Raw genomic sequence first — 24,135 nt, forward strand, 5'->3', positions numbered from 1 at the left:
AATTGTTGTATTAATTAAATTTTCTTTTCCTAAACCATTTATCACTTAATGATAAACCTACTGAAAAATTGATAAAGTTTTCTTTTACTAATCCTGCAGTTGTTGTTCCTCTAGAACCAAGCTCTACACCTAAATCCAAAGAGGAGTATCCTTGGGATACTGGCAATGAAACACCAAAAGATGTGCCAAACTCGTTAACATCCTCTCCTTGTAACACTAAGCCTATTCTTTCATAACGCATTCCAACCCGGTAAGTCATTCGTTTAAAATAACTTGTTAATGAATTATATTTTGGAATGATAAACCCTCCAACTTTAACCCCATATGCCTTTGCATAATTAACTCGATCTCTATTCTGAACTCGATCTTGATAATCATTATTATTTTCCAAATACGCCTCTCCTCCAACAAACCATTTACTCTTTTTTATAACACCCGCACCAAGCGTCAACCTACTTGGCAAGCTAAACGATCTGTCTGCAATATCTAAAATTTCATTTTCTGACGCTATTACAACACCAGTTGTTGTAGTGGCTACAGCAGAAATTTGTTGTATATTTTCCGATTTAATAGTTCCTGATTTACTATACACTACAGACGCCCTAACCAAAGTTTCTTCATCAAGATCTAAATCATATACACCCGAAAAAGTATAACTAAAACCTCCCACATCTGTTTGCGTTGTCACTCTTGTATCATTCTGCGTATCCGGAAATTGAGTTACCACATTTTCTAAACGCCCGAAATTATACTGAAATTCAGCTCCTAACTTTAAACCTTTGTACAGTTTTGCTCCAGCTCCAAAATACACTCTATTTACATTTCCTGATCCAGTATTACTTTCCTCAAAACCTGCATTATTAACACCTTTAAAAGAAAAACCTACGGATCGATAAGGCAATAACCCAAAACCAAATCCAAACTTACCTGCTGGTATACTTATCGTTAAATAATCCAATGTTGTCGCTTTTCCGGTACTTTCACCCCCTTGCTCTTTAAATCTCGTTGAACTGTAAGTCCCTCCCACACCTAATGCAGTCGTTTTTAAATCTCCATAAAGTGCTGGATTTTGAATATTTGGAGTAAATGGATTTGAATACAAGGACAAACCACCCATACTCTTATTTGCAATAGATCCTCTAAAATTTTGCAAACCCAATCCATGGATTGAATACGGTGACGATGAAGATTCCTGTGCATATGCCATACCTGCCACCAAAAGCAACACACTTATTATTATTTTTTTTATCATTTACTGGTATTGAAATCGAGTATAAAATTTAACCCTTTAAACAAAAAATTTGGGTCGACAAATATGCTACTTTTTAATCGTTTAGACAAGAAATTAGCGTCTCCACCCGTCAAAATAACGACTAACGAACCAAAGGTGTTGCTAAATTGCTCAATTATACCGTTTATTTCACTAACAAAACCATTAAAAACTCCTGCATGAATTGCATTTTCTGTACTATCTCCAATCAAACCATCATACGCTATAGCTTCCAACTTAGGTAAATTAGCGGTATGATCATTCAAACTTTTGTAACGCAATTGCAAGCCTGGACTTATCCCCCCACCTTTGTACGCCCCTTTTTCATCTAAAAAATCATAGGTTACACAAGTTCCAGCATCTATAATTAAACAATTTTTATTGGAATACAATTTACTTGCTCCCGCCACCAACGCCAAACGATCCACACCTAAAGTTTTCGGCGTGCTATATAAATTTACAAACGGCATTTGTGTATTGCAATCCAAAACCAGTAATTGCTCATTGTTTAGTACTTTTTCAATAGCACTTTTGTCCAGAGCAGAAACCGACGAAAGAATAATTTTAGTAATTTTTGGATAATGAGATTTAATTTCTAAAAAAACTTCAAAAAATCCAGCATATTCTACCTGTTGTTTACTTCTTACAATACCCCCCTCAAAAACAGCTAGTTTCACCAAAGAATTCCCTGCATCAATAACTAAATTCATCCCTAATTTTGTTTTATTTTCCAAAAATATGAAAGTTTTTTTACGAAAGTTGTTGCATAACCCAAAAAAGGTTCTATATTTGCACCCGCTTAGTAACATAAGCGAAATTGGGTGCCTTAGCTCAGTTGGTAGAGCAAAGGACTGAAAATCCTTGTGTCCCTGGTTCGATTCCTGGAGGCACCACCTTTAAAACCTCACTATTTATAGTGAGGTTTTTTGTTTTACACCCCTACAACCAAAGTCCCGAAATATTAGTTATAATGGCGCTCAAGAAACCGCAACCCGTTAGTAGACATTATTCTTTCAACCACCTCATTCGCATCAATATTATTTGAAGGCATCTTAAATTTATTTTCTTTAAGATAATTATAAGCATGACGTTCTAAAAAATCCGCTAAAAAAGGCAATTCTTCCGCAGTCCAAAAAGAATTTAAAGGATCAATAATCCCATCAAAATCAGTTCCCAAAACCAAGCAATCCCAAATAAACAAGCCTTCATTATCTAAAACCTCTGCCACATGTTGTATTTGCCTCCACATCAACTCTGAACGATAATGCATAATTTTGGAACGTTTTACAGAATGCTTTACATTTTTAAGTGTTTTATCACTAGCCACCCTACGCTCATCTAACTGAAATCCAAAAATCCCTTTACTTTTAGCAACTTTTATAATTTCATCATTAAAAAAATTAACATCTACCGCTTTTAAAGTATCCGCCACTTTTGAACCTCCCGAAACTTGATTATCCATAGCCAACAAACCATTTGCCGCTCCATGACTTACTATTATTGGAACATCCTTATACTCCGGATTAGTTTCCAACATATGATAATATTCCTTTCGAGATGCTACGCTCATATGTTTTACATCAACCAGAATTCGTTTTCCATTTTTATCACTCAACAATTCACTAACCACTTTTCTTCCCAAATCAGTAAACCCCAAATTCATACCATCTGATTGATCCACCTTACTTTTCACCAACTTAGTAAAGCTCTCTGCATGGCCACATAAATAATTCCAAAAATGATGTGCTACCGACACAAAAAATGGAGGCGTATCCCAGGATTTAATTTTCTGAAGATTCCCTAAAAATTGCACTTCCGTTGGTGGTTTGCTAATATTCGAATTCAAAACATGCAACCCCTCTATAGACATGAGCACACCTATTGTAGTCACCTGCTCATCATCCGAAGCATTTAGTTCCTCTATCTCCTTATAATTCCTTACTAATTGATACCTAAACTTCCCTTCGGGCAACTTAACCACTTTCCCATTCAATTGCTTATAAAAATCATACTCCATTTCAAGATCCTTAAAATAATCTTGAAGTCCCTGAATATGATCTACACGTTTTTTACCTACACCTGTAGCAAAATTAGCTGCTATATCTTTTAAAAATTCACTTTTAAGCTTATTTACAAAAAACCATTTTTCAATTGGATACAAGGACACACATGCCACCCCCACACCTCCCCGGGCAAGACTAGTGAAATTTGATTGCGAAAACTTGGTTAAATTAATCACATAATTAACCAACTTATCAAAAACGGAAGGAGGATTATACTTCCAAATACTACTCGATCTATGTCTTCGACCATGATTAATTCCAATTTTCTTATAATTAAAACTTTTCCCAAAAGGCTTCATTGCAGCATGACAATGAAAATCAACGTAATTATTAGTTCTATCTCTCATTATTCTAAATTATATAGTTAAAAAAATTTAGCACAATTCATGATTAGAAATGAGGACAATGAAGTTTTCGCAAAAAACTATATTATTTTACAGGCATTTACTTACTACAATATAACAATAATTAACCACTTAATTCACAGTATATAACAAAACAAAAACACTCTATAATGAAGCACAATTCACTATAGAGTGTTTTTAAAACTACTATTTTTTTTAACGGCAAGTTGGACAACTGCGCTCTATCTTTGTAGGCTCTGACCAACAACTTCCACGCCTAACTCTTAATGTTATAGAAATTCCTTTCCTAGAAGAGGACACAGGAGTTTTCGAATCATAACCTTTTCCATCACCAGTACCCATAAACACATCTACTTTACCTTCTTTTGTTATCAATCTATTTCTCAAAATAAATCCACCATCAATATACCCCACATGACCATTACCTGAAACGGTCCACTCATACTCATCCCCTACGGCATCAGTTTTTATTGGATGCAAAAGCGCCCAACCAAACACATCCGAACGTCCTGTTGAAATATTTGGCGCTACTTTACAAGGCGGAACTGGCGCCACTACCGCTTTAACTTTTCCTGTAACCGTAAATCTACAACTTGATTTATTAGCTCCATAATCACTTGCTGTTATAGTCACTATTTGGTGACCCGCCCTAACCAAAGTTCCAGGCGCTGGGGATTGTGTTAACTTTACAGTTCTAGAACAATCATCAGTAGCCTCAAAAGAACTTCGATAATCTTTTAGTTGTGTTTTTTCATCTACAGTACGCGTTCCTGTTATCCCACATTTAATAACTGGAGCCGTATTATCGTTATTAACACATTCAAAATTAACATATGTCATTTCTAACCATGGCACAAAGCCTTTTCCTGCTTCTAGAACCAAAGCTGACGTCCCTTTTGCATGTATATTCGGCAAAGCATATATTTCAAAAGAACAACTTGACCCAGGATCTGCCGTTACAATATAAATGAATTCATCATTCTCACCAAGTATATTATAAACACAGGAGTCTCTGTTAGTTATAACATCTTCTCCTTTTCTATGAGTAAAAATTAATCTTCCACCTCCCGCAAGCCATATCCCTCCAAAATCTTTAGAAATCTTTGAAGAGCTAATAGACTGAGTTCCCAAAAATTCTTCCAATACAGCTTCCTGATCTTCTTTTTCAGGAATTAACTCCTCTTCCTCTGTATTACAAGCCACAAATAATACCGAAAACGTAATAATAAAAAAGAGTTTGTAATTTTTTGCAAATAACAAATTAAACATGGTTTGTTTTTCCATAATAAATAATTTTTGATTAAAATATTAGAATTTAATAACCAGCAAGATACACGGGAGAAAACCAAAAAAAATCCCTACTTTCAGTGAAGATACACCCCCAGTTTTCAGTGAAAAAAGGGCACAAAAAAAGCCACCTTAAAAAAGCCACCTTAAAAAAGATAGCTTTAAAAATAAGTGGGCAATGAGGGATTCGAACCCCCGACCCCCTCGGTGTAAACGAGGTGCTCTGAACCAACTGAGCTAATTGCCCTAATTGTATTATTTGCAATAAAGAAAGTTGTGGGCAATGAGGGATTCGAACCCCCGACCCCCTCGGTGTAAACGAGGTGCTCTGAACCAACTGAGCTAATTGCCCTTTCTTTAGTTACTCCTAGAATAAAATCCTAGGCGGGTGCAAATATATAACTCTTTTATGAATTTCAAACTCTTTTTTCAATAAAAAAACTAAAGAATTTCAGCAACCACAAACGTACTTCCTCCTACATAAATCATATCTGTTGAAATCGCCGCTTTTTTAGCCATCTCAAAAGACTCTTTTACAGAGGCATAACTCCCTCCTTTTAAATCATACTTAAAGGCTATTTCTTTTAATTCTTTTTCTGAAAAGCCTCTAGGATTATCTGGCTTCGTAAAATAATAATTGGCATTTTTAGGAAGCAATGGCAAAATACGTTCTAAATTTTTATCTTTCACCACACCAAAAACGATGTGTAAATTTGTTTTAGGTTGCTTGTTTATTTGATCAACTACCACTCGTAGTCCTTCATAATTATGCGCCGTATCACAAACAGTAAACGGACTTGTATTCAAAATTTGCCACCTCCCTTGCAAACCTGTATTTTTTACCACTGATAAAAACCCTTTCTCAACAGCAAGTTCACTTATATCCCATGCATTATTTTTAAGCACTTCTACCACCTTTAACGCTGTTTTGGTGTTCTCTTTTTGATAATTCCCCAACAAGTCTGTTTTGTAAGAACATGCTTGCTCTAATTCCGCAAAATAAATAGCAGCTCTCTGTTTTTGAGCCACCTCATTAAAAACTTTTTTTGTCTCTTTACTCGTAGCTCCTAACACACATGGAATCCCCGACTTTATAATCCCTGCTTTTTCTGCTGCAATCAATTCCAAGGTATCTCCTAAAAATTGAGTATGATCCAACCCTATATTGGTAATCACCGAAACTTCAGGCGTAAGTATATTGGTTGAATCTAATCGCCCACCTAGACCCACTTCAACAATAGCAATATCCACTTTTTCTCTAGCAAAATGCTCAAAAGCCATACCAACCGTCATTTCAAAAAAAGACAATTGGTTTTCCTTAAAAAAAGAATGATTCTTTTTTACAAAATCAACCACACTTTCTTCGCCAATCATTTGACCATTAATCTTTATTCGCTCTCTGAAATCTTTTAAATGTGGCGAAGTATACAAACCTACCTTAAAGCCAGCTTCTTGTAATATAGAAGCCAACATATGACTTGTAGAGCCCTTCCCATTGGTTCCACCCACATGGATAGATTTAAATTTACGTTCTGGATTATTCAAATGATTTGCCAACTTAATTGTATTAGACAAATCCGCTTTATAAGCAGTCTTCCCCTGTCTTTGATACATTGGAAGTTGCACAAAAAGCCAATCAATTGCTTCTTGATAGGTCATTATTCGGAAAGTTTAAAGGTATACACTATACTCCCTGTTTGCTTGGAGGGTGCTTTTTCGTCACTATTAAAACGCGTAGCCATAGCAGCCTCTTTCGCAGGCTTCATTAAACAAGGAGCCGTATTGGTTGTTCCTTTTATACCTGGGTACGCTTGGATCACTTTCCCTGTTTTATCCACTACAATTTTAACCACTACTGTTCCCGTTTCATTACAAACAGGTATTTTTTTCTCTTTATTCAAGGCTTTTCTTCCGCCTAAGCGGTAATTACCATCACCATCTAAACCCTTACCATTACCATAATAAGACTTTGCATTAGGATCACCATCCGGCCTACCTTTATCTCCTCCAGTAGCATCATCTCCTTCTCCTCCTTTGGCTTTTCCATCATTTTTGGGGCCGTTTAAAAAACTATCCAAAGCACTTTTTGTACTGGCATCTGGTTTTTTCTCGACCGGTTTAGGCTTTTCTTTTTTTACAGGCTGCTCCTTCTCTTTCTTAACTTCTTTAGTTTTTGTTTCCTTTTTAGGAACCTCCTTTTCTATCTCGGCCTTCTTTTCTTTTTTCTCTTCTTTTATTACAGGTGCCTCTGCATCTTCTTGCGTAACCACTTCTTCACTATCCGGTGTTGCTTCAGACGCATCTTCTTCCGACACTTCCTCTTCAACCTCCTCCGGGACCACCTCTTCAACTGGAGCTGTTTTTACAGGTTCGGTAGGTTGAACTCGACCACTCCCTATATCAGTAGTTCCAAAATTTACTGCTATCCCCTGTTCCTCGGCTGGATCTAAATAGGTCATTCCAAAAAAGAACATAATCAACAGCAATACCATATGCAAAAGTATGGTAATGAGTAAGGATTTCTTTTTATGTGGCGTATCTAGCATTAGTATCTAATGGTTATTGGTTTTGACTTTTGACTTTTGACTTTTGGCTTTTGGCTTTTGGCTTTTGGCTTTTGGCTAATATGTTTATTTTTTCATATTAAGCAGTCACTATTATTTTTACTTATTCAAAAAAGACAAACACCTTGCTTGCTTATATAAAAACAATTGAATCTTATTTATTCTGGTTTGACCGCTAATACAATTTTATATTTATGTCGATTGGCAATATCCATTACTTTAACTGCTTTTTCGATAGGAACTCCTTCTTCGGCTCGTAAAATAATTGTTGGATTTTCCACTGTTTTTAATTGATTAACCACGGTATTTTCCAAGCCTTTTTCACTAACACGTTTACTATTTACATAGAATTGTTTCTTTTTAGTAATGCTCACTGAAAGGTTTTGAACATTGGTAGTCTTTCCTTTTGCTTTTGGCAAAATCAGATCCAAAGCTTCGGGTGTAATTGCCGGCGAAGTCAACAAGAAAAAAACCAATAACAGAAATACAATGTCTGTCATGGACGACATACTAAATTCGGGACTTACTTTATTTCTTCCTCGTAAATTCATAAGTAAGATTGCTATTAAACAGGTTCATTTAATAAATCCAAGAAATCAACAGCTGTAGCTTCCATTTGATGCACTACTTTATCCGTTTTTACCACCAAATGATTATAACCTATGTAAGCAATAATCCCTACAATTAAACCAGCAACCGTGGTAGTCATAGCGGTATAAATACCTTCGGCCAAATTCCCCATATCCGCTTGCCCACTACTTGTGGCCAATTGATGAAAAGCCAACACCATACCAATCACTGTTCCCAAAAAACCAATCATTGGAGCCGCTCCAGCTACTGTAGCTAATATACTCACATTTTTTTCTAGCTTGTACACTTCTAATCTTCCAGCATTTTCTATAGCCGTATTTATATCCTCCAACGGACTCCCTATACGCGAAATCCCTTTTTCGGTCAATCGAGATACTGGAGTCGCTGTTTCTCTACATAATGATTTTGCCTCATCTGTTTTCCCCGAACTCACATATGCTTTTATATTCCCCATAAAACCTTCATCGTATTTTGATGCTGCTTTAATAGCAAATAAGCGTTCAAAATAAATATATACCGCAACAAAAAGGAGCACAAATAATATTCCTATTACGATCATACCAGCTATTCCTCCACTGATTAATAAATCGATTATCGAAAGTGTTTTTTCCTGAGAAACCTCGTCACTAGCAACTTCTTGCAACAAACTATTCAACATAATTAAGTTTAAATTTTAATTTAATTAGCATCCACCTCGGGACATCACATTTATTAAGACTTAAATATAACGCATTTTGTTTTTTTAAATTACAATTTTACTTACAAAAGAATGCATACCTATCAACTAAATAACAACATATTACTAGATAGACTATCCTACACAAAACAAAACCTCTTAATGCGAATACATTAAGAGGTTTTAATACTATTTTTATTGTAAGAAATTTTACAATTCTAATGCTTTTAATAAATTATTATCCATTAGTAATTCTTCTGGATTTTCTAAAGCTTCTTTAACAGCCACTAAGAAACCTACTGATTCCTTACCATCAATAATTCGGTGATCATAAGATAATGCCACATACATTATAGGCTGAATTACCACCTGCCCATTCACTGCCATTGGACGCTCAACAATGTTATGCATTCCTAAAATAGCCGATTGTGGAGGATTTATAATTGGCGTAGACAACATTGATCCGAACACTCCTCCATTAGTAATGGTAAATGTTCCTCCTGTCATTTCATCAACCGTAATTTGACCATCTCTGGCGCGTAATGCCAAACGCTTTACTTCAGATTCCACTCCTCTGAAAGATAAGTTCTCGGCATTTCTAATTACAGGTACCATTAATCCTTTTGGTCCAGAAACTGCAATACTAATATCCTGAAAATCATTTTCGATCATAAAATCACCATCGATCATAGCATTAACCGCTGGATACATTTTTAATGCACGTACACATGCCAAGGTAAAGAAAGACATGAAACCTAAGTTTACTCCATGCTTCGCTTTAAATGACTCTTTATGCTTTGCTCTTAAATCAAAAATCGGTTGCATGTTCACCTCGTTAAACGTGGTTAACATAGCTGTTTCATTTTTAACCTGAACCAAACGCTGCGCTACTTTACGACGCAACATTGATAATTTTTTTCGAGATGTTCCTCTACTTCCACCAGAAGTAGGTGTACCCATTGATGGTATCGCTTTTACAGCATCATCCTTAGTTACACGACCATCACGACCAGTCCCTTTTACGCTTGCCGCATCAATCCCTTTTTCTGCCAACACCTTTTTAGCTGCTGGCGAAGCTGTACCGCTTGCATATGTTTCTTTAGCCACAGGAGCTGCTGGTGCAGGCGCTGCTTTTTCTTCTTTTTTCTCTTCTTTTTTCTCTTCCGTTTTTGGTGCCGAAGCTCCACCTGCTGGCTTAGCTGCATCTGTATCAATTAAACAAACTACTTGTCCAACTGCTACTGCGTCACCTTCTTCGGCTTTTAGTGTAATTATTCCACTTGCTTCCGCAGGAAGTTCTAATGTTGCTTTATCACTATCAACCTCTGCAATAGCTTGATCTTTTTCTACATAATCTCCGTCTTGGACTAGCCATTCCGCAATTTCAACTTCGGTAATCGATTCTCCTGGTGAAGGAACTTTCATTTCTAAAGCCATAATATCTATATATTTTACCTGTAAAGGATTCTAAATTTTACTTAATTATTAACGTTGATTATTTTTTGTTTGATCAAAAACATAATCAATCACTTGTTGATGACGACGCTTTGAACGTGTTGAACTACCTGCTGCTGGCGCCCCATATGGCCTACGTGTAGCAAAACGGAATGTTGTTGCTTTATCATAATTCATTAACATATGTGCCATAGCCCCCATATTCCTTGGTTCTTCTTGTGCCCAAACCACATCATCTGCTCCATACTTTTCAATAACTGCATCCATAGCATTAGCTGGTAATGGAAATAATTGTTCGATACGCACTAAAGCTACATCATCTCTATTTAACTTTTCACGCTCTTCCACTAAATCATAATAGAACTTCCCAGTACAAAACACTAAAGTTTTTGTCTTTTTAGCTTCTACAGCAGTGTCATCAATTAACTCTTGGAAGTTCCCCGCTGCAAATTCCTTTTTAGAAGAAACCACCTTAGGATTACGCAATAAACTTTTAGGCGTAAATACAATTAAAGGCTTACGATATTCTGCTTTTAATTGCCTACGTAATAAATGAAACAAGTTTGCTGGCGTAGTTACATCGGCAACGAACATATTATCTTTTGCACACAATTGCAAGTAACGCTCCATACGTGCTGATGAATGCTCTGCACCCTGACCTTCATAACCATGTGGCAATAACATTACCAAACCATTTTGCATTTTCCACTTATCCTCTGCAGCAGAAATGTATTGGTCAATCATAATTTGAGCTCCATTACTGAAATCTCCAAACTGTGCCTCCCAAATAGTTAGTGTTTTTGGACTTGCCATAGCATATCCATAATCAAAACCAACTACTCCATATTCCGAAAGAAATGAATTATACACATAGAAATCACCTTGATCTCCATTAAGATTATTCAATAACTCAATCTCTTCTTCACTATCTTCTACCTTAACAACAGCATGTCGGTGTGAAAATGTTCCACGCTCTACATCTTGCCCACTTAAACGTACATCATACCCTTCTTTTAGTAAAGAACCATAGGCTAATAATTCACCCATTGCCCAATCCATTTGATCGGTTTCGAAATACATTTTTTCACGCGCCTGAATTAAACGCTCAATTTTACGCAAAAACTTTTTATCGCTAGGTAATTTAGTAATTACTTTTGCTATTTCATCTAGTTCAGCTTCAGGAAATGTGGTATCAATGGTTTCCATCATGCGATCTTCTTCGACACGAGTAAAACCTTCCCAATCACTCTCCATAAATGGAGTGATAATCGTTTTATCTTCTTTACGAGAATCTTCTAATTTCTCTTCAAGTTTATTTTTGTATTCTTTTTCTATTTGAGAAACAAATCCATCATCAATAATACCTTGCGCTAACAATTTATCTGCATAAATATCCCTAGGATTTTTATGCTTTGCAATTGCTTTATACAATTTTGGCTGTGTAAAACGTGGTTCATCACCTTCATTATGCCCATATTTACGATACCCCAACAAATCAATAAACACATCGCGTTTAAATTCCATTCGGTAAGCCAATGCAAAATTCATGGCATGTACTACAGCTTCGGCATCATCGGCATTTACATGTAATACTGGCGACAAGGTCACTTTAGCCACATCCGTACAATAAGTTGACGAACGCGCGTCTAAATAATTGGTCGTAAATCCAATTTGATTATTTACTACTATATGTATGGTACCCGCAGTTTTATAACCATCCAAACGTGCCATTTGCACAATTTCATAAACAATACCTTGACCTGCTATTGCCGCATCACCATGTACAATAATTGGCAATACTGCCGATGCATTATCTGCGTAGCTACGATCCTGCTTTGCTCTTGCAATACCTTCAACTACCGCTCCTACAGTTTCCAAATGCGAAGGATTAGGCGCAATATTCATATTAATGGCTTGACCACTTTTACTTTTACGCACTCCTGTCCATCCCATGTGATACTTTACATCACCATCAAAAATATCATCAGCATAATCTTTCCCGTCAAATTCACTAAAAATATCCTTAGCACTTTTTCCGAAAATATTTGTCAATGTACTTAAACGACCACGATGGGCCATTCCCATAACAAATTCTTTAACCCCCAAATCCGAGGCACTTTCAAGCAAATGATCTAATGCTGGGATTAACGCCTCTCCACCTTCAAGCGAAAAACGTTTTTGTCCTACATATTTGGTATGTAAAAAATTCTCAAAAGAAACTGCTTCGTTTAACTTTTTAAGAATTGTTTTTTTCTCGTCACTAGAAAATTCTGGATGATTTCCGTTCTTATTCAACCGTGCTTGAATCCATTCACGCTCTTTTGGAGAACGGATATACATGTATTCTACCCCAATTGAATCGCAATAAATACGATCCAAATGATTTACAATATCACGCAAGCTTGCTGGTCCCAAACCAATAATTTCACCTGCACTAAAAACAGTTGATAAATCCGCATCACTTAATCCAAAAGATAGCAAATCAAGCGTAGGCTCATATTTTCGACGCGCACGAACAGGATTTGTTCTAGTAAACAAGTGCCCACGAGTTCTGTATCCATCAATTAAGTTGACTACTCTAAACTCTTTTTGAACATTTTCAGGAACCAAAGCATTAGTCGATGAAGTTTCTTCGGAAACAACTTCTGCATTTTCTAAACCAAAGTCAAAACCTTGAAAAAAGGCTCTCCAACTAGGCTCTACACTATCAGGACTATGTAAGTATTGATCATACATATCTGCGAAATACGCAGCTGACGCCCCATTTAAAAAAGAATAATTATCCATTGTATGGCTTTAACAGCTCTTTTTATTTTAAAACAAGAACCAAAATTACAATTTACTAGGAGATTAACGTTAGTTTTATCTATATTTATATACGGCATTTTTCTTTTTTTTAACAATTATATGCGCATAAAATTATGAATTCAAAAAAGCTTTTCGGAATCTCACTCTTTCTTATAGGAATTTTCTCCACTTATTCACAAGAAAACACTCAGCAAACTAATTTTTGGGATAATGTTCGTTATGGAGGTAGTTTAGGGCTTGATTTTTCGAATAATGTAACCAGCGTTATTGTCTCTCCTTCGGCTGTATACCAATTTAATCCGAAATTTTCCGCTGGAGCTGGAATAAATTTTGGTTATACCCGCTTTAAACGTAACGATGTAAATCAATACAATTATGGAGCCTCACTAATTAGTCTTTACAATCCTATTACAGCACTACAATTATCTGCCGAACTAGAACAAACTTTTGTAAATTCCTCTGCTACTATAGCTGGTGAAAAAATAAAAAACAACTTCAATTTCCCTGCGCTTTATTTAGGCGCCGGATACCGCTTGGGAAATGTTGCTATAGGTGCTCGATATGATGTGCTTTACAAAGAAAACAGAAGCATTTACGCCTCGGCCATTTCTCCTTTTGCAAGGGTTTATTTTTAGGTTAGATGTTAGATAAAAATAAATTCTATATTCTCTTATTGCCCTTGCCTTCACATATTTTAAAACATATGAGTTCACAAATAAGCAGATGCTAAAAGATAAATAATTGCGATTTACGAATCCGTAAAATCAAGGAACAATTTTTCATACAGATAAATTCACTTTTAAATTAGGAATCTATCAGTTTAATTATCGATGCTTATTACAAAAAAAAAGAGCTAAAACAGTTGTTTTTATATTACACCCAATGTTTGTTTATGATCTTGGTTTTCCAGTTACTCCCGATAATACGGAAAATTATGATGTGTTAATCTGTGTTGCAAATTGACCTAATATACGTGTTGAAGCGTGGGACACGCTACTAAAAGCCCGAGCAATTGAAAATCAACACTATTGGAGTAACTATAATAAGGAATAGACTCTAATAATTTACATTATATAGACTATTCTAACTCATATGATCCTCTTGGAAAGCAACCTTTGAAAACAAATGAAAAAAACTTCCTTTTTTAAAATGATAGAAATGATTTTACTTTTCATCAACTCACGAGATTTTGATTAATCTTTATATCCAAATTAGTAGGATTGTTAAAAGACTTTACAAGTGTGATTACACCTACAATTTTAAGGTTTTATACAATTTTTACAAAAAAACGAGTTATTGAATAAAAACAAAACCAAACAAAACCAAACAGTAAATGAAACTAAACTCATTATTATTTACATCGCTTGCTATGTTATCATTAGCGACCGTAGGTCAAACCGAAAAGCAACCAATAAAAGAAGACACTTGGCATAACCCCATAAATTACAAGCAAGAAATAATTGAAAGTATAAAAAAGTCGCCTTTTTTAAAGACAAGTCCAAGTTTTCTATTACAAAGAAGTGCTACAGATGTAAAAGCAGTAGCTAGACCTACTTTCCCAGATTTTGAATTTGTGAATGGTATAAACATGGCTTGGGATAAATTTTCAAGTGACATAGGCTATGAAGTAACTCCCACCTATACTACCGAATACCACCCAAATTGGGCTCATTTTTCAAATGTATTTGAAAGTGTAGCTAATAGTGGAGGAAATGTAGTTAGATGGTGGTTTCATACCGATGGAGCTACCAGTCCTGTTTTTGATAAAAATGACGAATTTGTTGTTGAAAATCCAGATTTTTTCCTCACTGATTTGAAAACTCTTTTAGATTTAGCAGTTGAAAAAAAGATCAAAGTTCAAATTTGTCTATGGTCTTTTGACATGTTAAAAGGTGGCCCAGGTAGATGGCGTGTAAATTCAGCACGAAATAAAAAAATCCTTACTTCGGATGCACATTTACAAGCTTACCTTGATAATTCGTTGGTGCCTTTAGTAAAAGCTATTGGTAATCACCCAGGGTTATATGCATGGGAATTATTTAACGAACCAGAAGGAATGACTACAGAATATGCTAGTCACTGGCCTGATTTTACGGATAAAGTTTCGATTACTGATATTCAAAAAACAGTAAATAAAATGGCTTCTGCCATAAGAAATGCACAACCAGGAGTAAAAATTACCAATGGAGCTTTGGGGTTTATATCTGGAGTCGATAATTTAATTTTCGGCTATCATAACAATTATACTGATGCAAGATTAGCAGAAAAAGGAGGAAAATCCGATGGCTATTTGGATTTCTATAATATTCATTATTATGACTGGGCAAAAGAATCAGGTTCTCCATTTCATAATACTTTCGCTAGCACTAATTTAGATAAGCCAACAATTATTGCTGAGTATTATCCACAAGATACTTTTGGAGTTACTGTAGATCAATTAGGGCCTGAATTAATAAATAAAGGATGGCATGGTACACTAGTTTGGTCTTGGACAGACAAAGGATGGGATGCGATGAAAAAAGCAGTTAAAAGCACTACAGAAGCACTAGATGAAATCACCTTAAATATTTCTGATTTTTCTTCCTTGGAATCTAAAATAAGTATTTACCCTAACCCTGTGGTTGAAGCCGTTAATATTACATCAATTTCAAAGAAAATATCAGAAATAACGATTTGTGATATTGCAGGGAATCATATTTTTAATAAAAAATTGAATGGCGCTATTGAAACTACAATAGACCTTACTCGTTTTTTAGCAGGAACATATATTATTTCTTTAAAGAGCGCTAATGTTAGTAAAGTTCTCAAAAAGAAATTCGTTAAAATATAAAAGTGCTATAAGAATAGTATTTGTTTTTTTTTATTGTAAAACCACTAAAAGGTAATCAATCGCCGATTACCTTTTAGTGGTTTTACAATAAGGGTACTTCAGTACTTCATTTGGCAACTATGATCTTAAAAGATTATTATTAGCAGCGATAAGTGCTTTCCTACTTTAATCCTTTTGGATATACAATCCTAATATGTTTACTCTAAGAAGAAGTCCCTCCAATTGAAATAAAATCACTAAAAAACTGCAAAATAAAAAAACAACCACCAAACGATGAAATTTTAGATCTCATATCTAACAGTCTTGCAATCTCTAATCTTAGATAAAACTACACTCTTCTATTCATTAAATAAACACCAAAATCAATAAGCAATTGTTTATTTTCCTGAGAAATAGCTAATGTATCCACTTTTTCAAAAGCCTTCTCGGTATATTCTTTTATTAATTTCTGAGTAGCTTCGGCTGCATTAGTTTCTATAAATAATTGCTTTGCATTTTCTATTTTACCAACAGCCCCCCCATCAAATGCATCTGAAAACAAGTATAATAATTCTTTTTTCTGCGAAGTCGAACCTAGCTCTATCGCTTTTAAATACAGATAGGTTTTTTTATTCTCAATAATATCACCTCCCACTTGCTTCCCAAAAGTTTCAGGATTTCCAAAAGCATCTAAATAATCATCTTGTAACTGAAATGCAATTCCTAATAATTTTCCATATTCATAAATGGCTTCCTGCTCTTTTTGATCTCTTTCGGCTACAATGGCTCCCATTTGAAATGCCGCCCCTACTAAAACTGCTGTTTTAAAGGTAATCATGTGCAAATACTCATCTTGTGTTACATCTGACCTGGTCTCAAAATCCACATCGTACTGCTGCCCCTCACACACTTCCAAGGCGGTCTTTGAAAACAATTTAGCCAATTGCAAAAATAATTCAGGCGCATAGGCCTCAAAATTTTGATAAGCCTGAATCAACATGGCATCACCAGATAATATCCCGGTATTTATATCCCATTTTGTATGTACTGTTGCTTTTCCTCTTCGCAAAGGAGCGGCATCCATAATATCATCATGTACTAACGAAAAATTATGAAATACCTCAACCGCTAATGCTGCCGGCAAAGCTTCTTCGGGCGTAGACCCAAAAATATCCGCCCCCATTAAAGTCAATATTGGCCGAATTCGTTTACCTCCTAAATTTAGAATATAATGTATGGGTTCATACAAATTAACGGGTTCTACTACTCGATTATTTTGAGCTAAATATTCTAAAAATTGTTGTTGGTACAGAGAAAGTTTATCCACAAAAAATATGTTTTCGTCAAAAATAAGCTATTTGTTTAGTCCTATGCAAACAACAAACTACAATGCTTCAAATTCAATCCCTAAAATCTGGCTTTAAAAATGTCAAAATTAGATTTTTGACCATACAAAAGCCTAATAACTGTCACTTTAAGCATGTTATATGAACACTAGCTTTTGGTAACGTTAAATTTTTATTAAAACTTAGGAAACTTTTATTGTTTTTTAAGTTTCCACTGTATGTTTGTACTATGAATTTAGAATCAAAACTACATCATCAAATTATTGAAAAAGCCGCTCAACTATTTCTAAGTCGTGGTTTTAAAAGCGTTACCATGGATGATTTGGCTAGTGAAATGGCTATTTCAAAAAAAACGATTTACACTCATTTTAGTACCAAAACAGATTTAGTTGCTAAGGCTTCTGAATTTACATTCAATTTAATTTTAGAAGGAATCATCAACATTAGAGCCCAGGAACTTGATCCTATAGAGGAACTGTACGTGATTAATGATTTTGTGCACGAAAATTTAAAAAACGAAGTTTCGGCTCCAGAATATCAATTATGTAAATATTATCCTGATATTTTTCACGAGTTAAACCAACGCAAATTTGAAGCCGTACATGATTCTATTATTACCAATTTAAAAAGAGGTATAGAAAGAAAAAGTTACCGAAGTGATTTACCCATTGAAATTGTAGCTAGGCTTTATTTTTTAAATATTACAGGTTTATGCAATCAAGAAATTTTCCCCAATGAAACCTACAACCCCAATTTAATTAATCATGCCTATTTAGATTATCATATTAGAGGAATTGCCACAGAAAAAGGGATTAACATATTAACCAACATTCAAAAAGAACGAAACTTATGAGACAAAAAACAAAACTGTTTTGCTTACTCTTTATCGCTTCCTTAGTAATGAATGCCCAGCAAAAAAAGTATACTTTTTCCTTACAGGAAGCCATACAATTTGCGCTGGACAGCAGTTACACTGCTCTTAATGCAAACAAGGAAGTCGCAAAAGCTTTAAAGCAAAAATGGGAAACCACCGCAATTGGGTTACCTCAAATTAATGGCGAAGCCACCTACACTAATCAATTAAAACAACCGGTTAGCTTAATTCCTGCTGAAATCACAGGAGGACCTGCAGGTACTTTTATTCCTGTCATTTTTGGAGTAGAACAACAAACTTCACTCACCGCTACACTTAGTCAATTAATTTTTGATGGGTCCTACCTCGTTGGACTCGAAGCCGCTTCCGTTTTTGTGGACTATACCAATACACAAAAGGAAAGTCAGGATTTAAAAATAATTGAAGGAATTACTAATGCCTATGGAGCCGTTTTGCTTACGCAAGAAAGTATAAACGTATTAAACCGAAACATTTCCAACCTGGAATCAAACCTAAACGAAACTCAAAAAATTTACGAAAATGGTTTAGGAGAAGAAGAAAGTGTTGAGCAACTCCAAATCACGCTATTACAGGTAAAAAATCAATTAAACAACACCCAACGTACCGAAGATATTGCTGTAAAAATGCTTAAACTCGCCTTGGGCATCCCCATTGAAAGCGAATTGCTTTTAACAGACAATTTAGAAAGTATTGCCACCATAAAAGCGACATCGGATACTGCTTTTAAACCATTCAATATCATTGGTAACAACAACTTTAAATTATCTGAATTACTTGTAGAACAACGCAGATTGGAATTTAAACTCCAAAAAGCTAAGAGATTACCATCGGTAGGCGCTTTTGTAAACCTCGGTACTACTGCATTTAGGCAAGGCTTTAATTTTTTAGATAGCGATCAACGTTGGTTTGCATCCTCGGTACTTGGGGCAAGTGTTAAAGTTCCTATTTTTACTTCGTTCAAAAATTCGGCGAGCACAAAAAAAGCTAAACTGGCTTACCAACAAGCACAAATTTCGCATACCGAAAACACCGAACGTATTCAATTGGGCTACAAACAAGCAAAAAGCAATTATGAATTTGCCATTGATAATTTAAATACACTAAAGCAAAACTTAGCTTTAGCCGAACGTATTGAAAAGAAAAATCAAATCAAATTTAACGAGGGCTTAGCCTCTAGCTTTGAACTAAGGCAAGCCCAAACGCAATTGTATAGCGCACAACAACAATACCTCCAAGCCCAATTAAAAGTAATTAAGGACAACGCCACATTACAATCCATTTTAAATGTATTCAACTTATAGCAAACAACGAATTATGAAAAATTTAGTATATCCATTCCTTTTCCTACTCGTAATAGCTTGTGGAAAAAAAGAAACCACCGTTGCCGATACTATTGCCTCAAATGACATTAAAAGTATTCGAGCAAAAAAGAAAGAGTTAGCTACACAACAGCAAAACATAATTGCTCAAATAAAGCAATTAAATACTGCTATTGAAAAGCTTGATCCAAACAAAAAAGTTCCTTTAGTAACTACATTTACAATCAAGGACACCTTGTTTAATCATTACATTGAATTACAAGGAAGTTTGCAAACCAAACAAAATTTAGTACTCACCCCTGAATATGCAGGAATTCTATCGCAAGTTTTTGTTAAAGAAGGTCAATATGTAAACCGCGGGCAAGTTCTAGCTCGTATTGATGATGGAGGTTTATCGCAGCAATTATCTCAAATGGAAATCCAAACACAATTGGCCAAAACCACTTTTGAAAGACAAGAGCGCTTATGGAATCAAAAAATTGGTAGCGAAATTCAGTATTTACAAGCAAAAACTGCTTATGAAGCCCAGGAAAAAGCTGTAGATCAAATGAAAAGCACCATTGCAAAAACAAGTATAAGAGCTCCTTTTAACGGACGTATTGACGATGTAATTACCGAAAAAGGTGCTGTAGTTGCTCCAGGACAAACCCAAGTTTTTAGAATTGTAAATCTAAGCCAAATGTACGTTGAGGCCGAAGTCCCTGAACGTTATGTAAGCACGATAAAAAAAGGCACTAGTGTATCTGTGGATATTCCTGTTATTGGAAAAACGCTTAACGCTAAAGTCCGTCAAGCGGGAAGCTTTATAAATCCTGCCAACCGAACTTATAAAGTAGAAGTAGCCGTACCAAATAAGGAGAAGAATATTAAACCCAATTTAACGGCTAAATTAAAAATCAACGATTACACCAACCCAAAAGCCTTATTGATTCCGCAAAGTTTAATTTCGGAAAATGCTGCTGGCGATCAATATGTTTTTGCTGTAAACAAAAACAACAAAAACGAAACCATTGCAACGCAAAAAACAATCATTACAGGTCTTACACAAGGGAGTTTAGTTGAAGTAATGCACGGTATAAAAGCTGGAGACATATTAGTTAGTGAAGGTGCACGAAGTGTGAAAAATCAACAACCTATCGAGGTTTTAAACTAAAAACTATGAATAAAAAGAAAAACGTCCACAAGGAGTTTATACTCTCATCATGGGCCATAGATAACAAGACTGTTATTTATGTGATCATGTTCTTATTCCTAGTATTGGGACTTTCGGCTTATTTTGGTATGCCGAGAGAAAATTTTCCTGAAATTATCGACACTAAAATTTTTGTTAGTTCGGTATATCCTGGAAATACTGCTGAGGATATTGAAAAATTGATTACTGACCCGCTCGAAGATCGTTTAAAAAACGTGAGTAATGTGGTAAAAATGAAATCCACATCGCAACAGGATTACGGTATTGTTGAAATTGAATTCGATGAAGGTGTTACCATTGAACAAGCCAAACAAAAAGTAAAAGACGAAGTTGATCAAGAAACCTCAAAGGAAGATTGGCCTACCTTTAATGGTGCTAAGGTGAAACCTACCGTTTTCAACTTAAGTATTTCCGAGGAAACTCCTATTCTTAACATTAATATTTTAGGAGATTATCCTGTTGAAAAATTAAAAGAATACGGTGAATATTTAGAGGATCATATTGAAGACCTGCCAGAAATTAAACAGGTAGATATTCGAGGTGCACAAGAAAAAGAGGTGGAAATTGCTGTAGATATTTATAAAATGATGGCGGCCAAGGTGAGTTTCGACGATGTATTAAATGCTATTAGAAATGGAAATGTAACCATATCGGCTGGTAATATTATAAGCAGTGGCCAACAACGAACCATGCGTATTTTAGGTGAAATTCAAGACCCGAAAGAATTAGAAAATTTTGTAGTAAAAACACAAAATGGTTCTGTGTATTTAAAAAACATTGCTACTGTTGATTTCAGAGAAGAAGATGCCACTACTTATGCCAGAGAATATGGAAAAAGTGTGGTGATGCTCGATATCAAAAAACGTTCGGGTAAAAACATGGTCGAAGCCGCTGAAAAAGTGCAAAAAATTGTTGCCGATGCCAAAGAAAACGTATTTCCATCTAACTTAAAAGTTAGTATTACAAACGATCAATCATCAAAAACAATCAATCAAGTAGATGACTTGGTAAACAATATTATTTTCGGAATTATCCTAGTTGTTGGTGTATTAATGTTCTTTTTAGGTTTCCGAAATGCCTTATTTGTGGGCTTTGCCATTCCCATGTCCATGTTTATGTCATTCATGATTTTAAACATGTTAGGCTATACCATGAATACCATGATCCTTTTTGGATTAATAATGGGACTTGGTATGTTAGTCGATAACGGAATTGTTGTAGTTGAAAATGTATTCCGTTTAATGGAAGAAGAGGGGATGACACGTATTCAAGCAGCTAAAAAAGGAATTGGTGAAATTGCTTTCCCTATTATAATCTCTACCTTAACCACGGTAGCTGCCTTTGTTCCTTTGGGGATGTGGCCAGGAGTTATGGGACAATTTATGATTTATTTCCCTGTTACACTTTCCGTAGTATTAGGCTCTTCCTTATTTGTTGCCATTTTTATCAATTCCATGTTGGTATCTGCCTTTATGGAAACTGGGGAGCGCGAAATAAAATTAAAAAACCTCATCATTTTAACGCTAATTTTAGTTTCTCTGGGGAGCCTTATGCTCATTATTGGCGGCCCTATTGGTGGCTTAGGTAGCTTACTTATTTTTACTGCCATTATGTTTTGGCTGTACAAATACATTATTAAAAAACTAGCCAATGGGTTTCAAAATGTAGTATTGGTTTGGCTCGAAAATTCATATAAAAAATTCGTCTCCTTCGCGCTAAGCAAATGGTGGCCTATTGTATTTACTGTAGGTACTTTTGGGTTGTTATTTTTTGCCTTTGGTGCTTTTGGAAATTCGATTGCAACCAAACGGACAAAAATTGAATTTTTTCCAGACAATACCCCTAATCAAATTTTTGTGTATATCGAGTACCCTCAAGGAACCGATATTGAAAAAACCAATCAAATTACGCGGAGTATTGAAAAACGAGTTTCTAAAATTATCAATAGTTCCGAGTACTTACTTGATGGTGAAAATGTATTGGTGGAGTCTGTAGTTTCTCAAGTTGGACAAGGAGCCGGAAACCCACAAACCGATGGAGGTTCCTCTGCCGAAATGCCTCATAAAGGAAAAATAACAGCATCCATGCGCGAATACAAATTCCGAAATGGAAAAGATTCTGAACTACTACGGGCTAAAATCCAAACTGCTTTAAAAGGTATTTATCCTGGAGTTTCTATTTCTGTAGAAAAAGAAGCTGTAGGCCCGCCTGCTGGACCACCTATTAACATTGAAATTGCAGGTAATGATTACAATCAATTAATACAAACTGCCGAAAAAATGCGTCAGTTTATTAATACCAAAAACATAGCTGGTATTGAAGAATTAAAAATTGATGTAAATAAAGACAAACCTGCCATGCAAGTTATTGTCGATCGTAAAAAAGCTGGGGAATTAGGTGTAAGTAATGGATTAATTGGTACTCAATTGCGAAGGTCTATTTTTGGAGAAAAAGCAGGAGTCTACAAATTAGATGGCGAAAATTACGACATCAACGTCCGTTTCAATAAAGATAATCGCTATAGTACTAGTGCATTGTTTAATCAGAATATCACATTTAGAGATCCCGCTACCGGACGCTTAAAAGAAATTCCAGTTGCTGCTTTTGCTACTCAAAAAAATGCCTCTTCCTATAGCGCCATTAAACACAAAAACGCCAGACGTGTAGTTACCGTATACTCTAGCTTAAAACCTGGATTTACCGATGCTGGCGCTATTGTAAGTCAAATAGAGGATGAAATGAGAGATTTCCCTAAAGTTAAAGGAGTTACTTTTGATTTCACTGGTCAAATTGAAGAGCAAAACAAACAACAAAGCTTTTTAATGGGTGCCTTTTTTGCTGGATTAGGTTTAATCTTTTTTATTCTGATTTTCCAATTTAGCTCTATTTCAAAACCTACGATTATAATGATTGCTATCTTTTTAAGTTTTATTGGTGTATTCGGAGGTTTAGTAATTACCGGAGCTCCTTTTGTTATTATGATGACCATGATGGGAATTATTTCCTTGGCAGGAATTGTGGTAAACAATGGAGTAGTACTCTTGGATTATACCCAATTACTCATAGACCGAAAAACAGTGGCAAAAAATTTAGAAATCGGTACACTTTTACCTAAAAATGATGTAAAAGAAGCTATTATTGAAGGCGGACGCGCTCGTTTGCGCCCCGTAATTTTAACCGCCATTACTACCGTACTTGGTTTGATTCCATTGGCTACCGGATTTAATATTGATTTCTTTTCTCTTTTTGCCACTGGTGATCCTAAAATTTATTTTGGAGGAGACAATGTTATCTTTTGGGGACCTTTAGCCAAAACAGTAATCTACGGGCTAATTGTAGCTACTTTTTTAACTTTAGTTATTGTTCCTGTATTATTTTATTTGGTACATCGCTTTAAACTGAAATTAAAAAGTTGGTTTGGTAAAAAAACTGTAATTGACGAAAACCTAATTGCAGCGAATACAAACCTGTAATCCTATTTAAACTAAAAGCAAC

17 protein-coding genes and 3 tRNA genes are annotated in these 24,135 nt (G+C 35.3%); 7 read left to right on the forward strand and 13 right to left on the reverse strand.

From position 1 onward, the window contains the following. Positions 1-10 precede the first annotated feature (10 nt). Together KQA_RS0200660 and KQA_RS0200665 are read right to left on the reverse strand one after the other, a co-directional pair. The gene (locus tag KQA_RS0200660; protein ID WP_010177239.1) at positions 11-1,252 is read right to left on the reverse strand and encodes a porin family protein; all 1,242 of its coding nucleotides are present in this window, start codon (positions 1,250-1,252) and stop codon (positions 11-13) included. After that, entirely contained in the window at positions 1,249-1,980 is a 732-nt protein-coding gene (locus KQA_RS0200665; RefSeq protein ID WP_029209392.1) for a type III pantothenate kinase, read from the reverse strand. Before KQA_RS0200665 ends, KQA_RS0200660 begins: the two co-directional genes overlap by 4 nt. Before the next feature lie 110 nt (positions 1,981-2,090). Between KQA_RS0200665 and KQA_RS0200670 the strand changes: the two genes are divergently transcribed. Then, positions 2,091-2,163: transfer RNA gene (locus KQA_RS0200670), tRNA-Phe, on the forward strand. A 68-nt stretch (positions 2,164-2,231) separates the two neighbouring features. On the opposite strand, the gene KQA_RS0200675 is transcribed toward KQA_RS0200670, so the two are convergent. The 10 genes from KQA_RS0200675 to KQA_RS0200720 form a co-directional block, all read right to left on the reverse strand. After that, positions 2,232-3,680, reverse strand: a complete 1,449-nt coding sequence (locus tag KQA_RS0200675; protein ID WP_010177241.1) for a membrane dipeptidase — start codon at positions 3,678-3,680, stop codon at positions 2,232-2,234. A 213-nt stretch (positions 3,681-3,893) separates the two neighbouring features. Further along, positions 3,894-4,982, reverse strand: a complete 1,089-nt coding sequence (locus KQA_RS0200680; protein WP_010177242.1) for an HYR domain-containing protein — start codon at positions 4,980-4,982, stop codon at positions 3,894-3,896. 175 nt (positions 4,983-5,157) lie between these two features. Then, positions 5,158-5,232, reverse strand: a tRNA-Val gene (locus tag KQA_RS0200685). A gap of 30 nt (positions 5,233-5,262) precedes the next feature. Beyond that, positions 5,263-5,337: transfer RNA gene (locus tag KQA_RS0200690), tRNA-Val, on the reverse strand. An 89-nt stretch (positions 5,338-5,426) separates the two neighbouring features. Further along, positions 5,427-6,644: a bifunctional folylpolyglutamate synthase/dihydrofolate synthase gene (locus KQA_RS0200695; RefSeq protein ID WP_010177243.1), complete on the reverse strand. Its 1,218-nt coding sequence runs from the start codon at positions 6,642-6,644 to the stop codon at positions 5,427-5,429. Next, positions 6,644-7,531 carry a hypothetical protein gene (locus KQA_RS0200700; protein ID WP_010177244.1) on the reverse strand — a complete coding sequence of 296 codons (888 nt, stop codon included), beginning with the start codon at positions 7,529-7,531 and terminating at the stop codon, positions 6,644-6,646. The genes KQA_RS0200695 and KQA_RS0200700 overlap by 1 nt, the downstream gene beginning before the upstream one ends. Positions 7,532-7,707: 176 nt before the next feature. Beyond that, positions 7,708-8,100 (reverse strand): ExbD/TolR family protein, encoded by a 393-nt coding sequence (locus KQA_RS0200705; protein ID WP_010177245.1) that lies wholly within the window; start codon positions 8,098-8,100, stop codon positions 7,708-7,710. 14 nt (positions 8,101-8,114) lie between these two features. Next, positions 8,115-8,798, reverse strand: a complete 684-nt coding sequence (locus KQA_RS0200710; protein WP_010177246.1) for a MotA/TolQ/ExbB proton channel family protein — start codon at positions 8,796-8,798, stop codon at positions 8,115-8,117. Between the two features lie 228 nt (positions 8,799-9,026). Next, complete coding sequence (odhB, locus tag KQA_RS0200715) at positions 9,027-10,253, reverse strand: 2-oxoglutarate dehydrogenase complex dihydrolipoyllysine-residue succinyltransferase (RefSeq protein ID WP_010177247.1); 1,227 nt, start codon at positions 10,251-10,253, stop codon at positions 9,027-9,029. 48 nt (positions 10,254-10,301) lie between these two features. Further along, positions 10,302-13,058, reverse strand: coding sequence for a 2-oxoglutarate dehydrogenase E1 component (locus tag KQA_RS0200720; protein WP_010177248.1), 2,757 nt, complete (start codon positions 13,056-13,058; stop codon positions 10,302-10,304). A gap of 134 nt (positions 13,059-13,192) precedes the next feature. Between KQA_RS0200720 and KQA_RS0200730 the strand changes: the two genes are divergently transcribed. Then, positions 13,193-13,714 carry a hypothetical protein gene (locus KQA_RS0200730; protein ID WP_010177249.1) on the forward strand — a complete coding sequence of 174 codons (522 nt, stop codon included), beginning with the start codon at positions 13,193-13,195 and terminating at the stop codon, positions 13,712-13,714. A gap of 698 nt (positions 13,715-14,412) precedes the next feature. After that, entirely contained in the window at positions 14,413-15,909 is a 1,497-nt protein-coding gene (locus KQA_RS0200735) for a T9SS type A sorting domain-containing protein (protein WP_010177250.1), read from the forward strand. 328 nt (positions 15,910-16,237) lie between these two features. Here the strand turns inward: KQA_RS0200735 and KQA_RS0200740 are convergent, their stop codons facing one another. Then, positions 16,238-17,215, reverse strand: coding sequence for a polyprenyl synthetase family protein (locus tag KQA_RS0200740; RefSeq protein WP_010177251.1), 978 nt, complete (start codon positions 17,213-17,215; stop codon positions 16,238-16,240). A gap of 248 nt (positions 17,216-17,463) precedes the next feature. Here KQA_RS0200740 and KQA_RS0200745 point away from each other — a divergent pair, with 248 nt between their 5' ends. Genes KQA_RS0200745 through KQA_RS0200760 form a run of 4 tightly spaced genes read left to right on the forward strand, consistent with a single transcriptional unit; the run spans position 17,464 to position 24,113 of the window. Further along, positions 17,464-18,087 carry a TetR/AcrR family transcriptional regulator gene (locus KQA_RS0200745; RefSeq protein ID WP_010177252.1) on the forward strand — a complete coding sequence of 208 codons (624 nt, stop codon included), beginning with the start codon at positions 17,464-17,466 and terminating at the stop codon, positions 18,085-18,087. Next, complete coding sequence (locus KQA_RS0200750; RefSeq protein ID WP_010177253.1) at positions 18,084-19,430, forward strand: TolC family protein; 1,347 nt, start codon at positions 18,084-18,086, stop codon at positions 19,428-19,430. The genes KQA_RS0200745 and KQA_RS0200750 overlap by 4 nt, the downstream gene beginning before the upstream one ends. Before the next feature lie 13 nt (positions 19,431-19,443). After that, positions 19,444-20,601, forward strand: coding sequence for an efflux RND transporter periplasmic adaptor subunit (locus KQA_RS0200755; protein ID WP_010177254.1), 1,158 nt, complete (start codon positions 19,444-19,446; stop codon positions 20,599-20,601). Between the two features lie 5 nt (positions 20,602-20,606). Next, a complete protein-coding gene (locus KQA_RS0200760; RefSeq protein WP_029209393.1) occupies positions 20,607-24,113 on the forward strand; it encodes an efflux RND transporter permease subunit in 3,507 nt (1,168 codons plus the stop codon). The last annotated feature ends 22 nt before the right edge of the window (positions 24,114-24,135 follow it).

Source organism: Aquimarina agarilytica ZC1 (assembly GCF_000255455.1).
In the GTDB taxonomy this organism is placed as follows: Bacteria; Bacteroidota; Bacteroidia; order Flavobacteriales; family Flavobacteriaceae; genus Aquimarina; species Aquimarina agarilytica.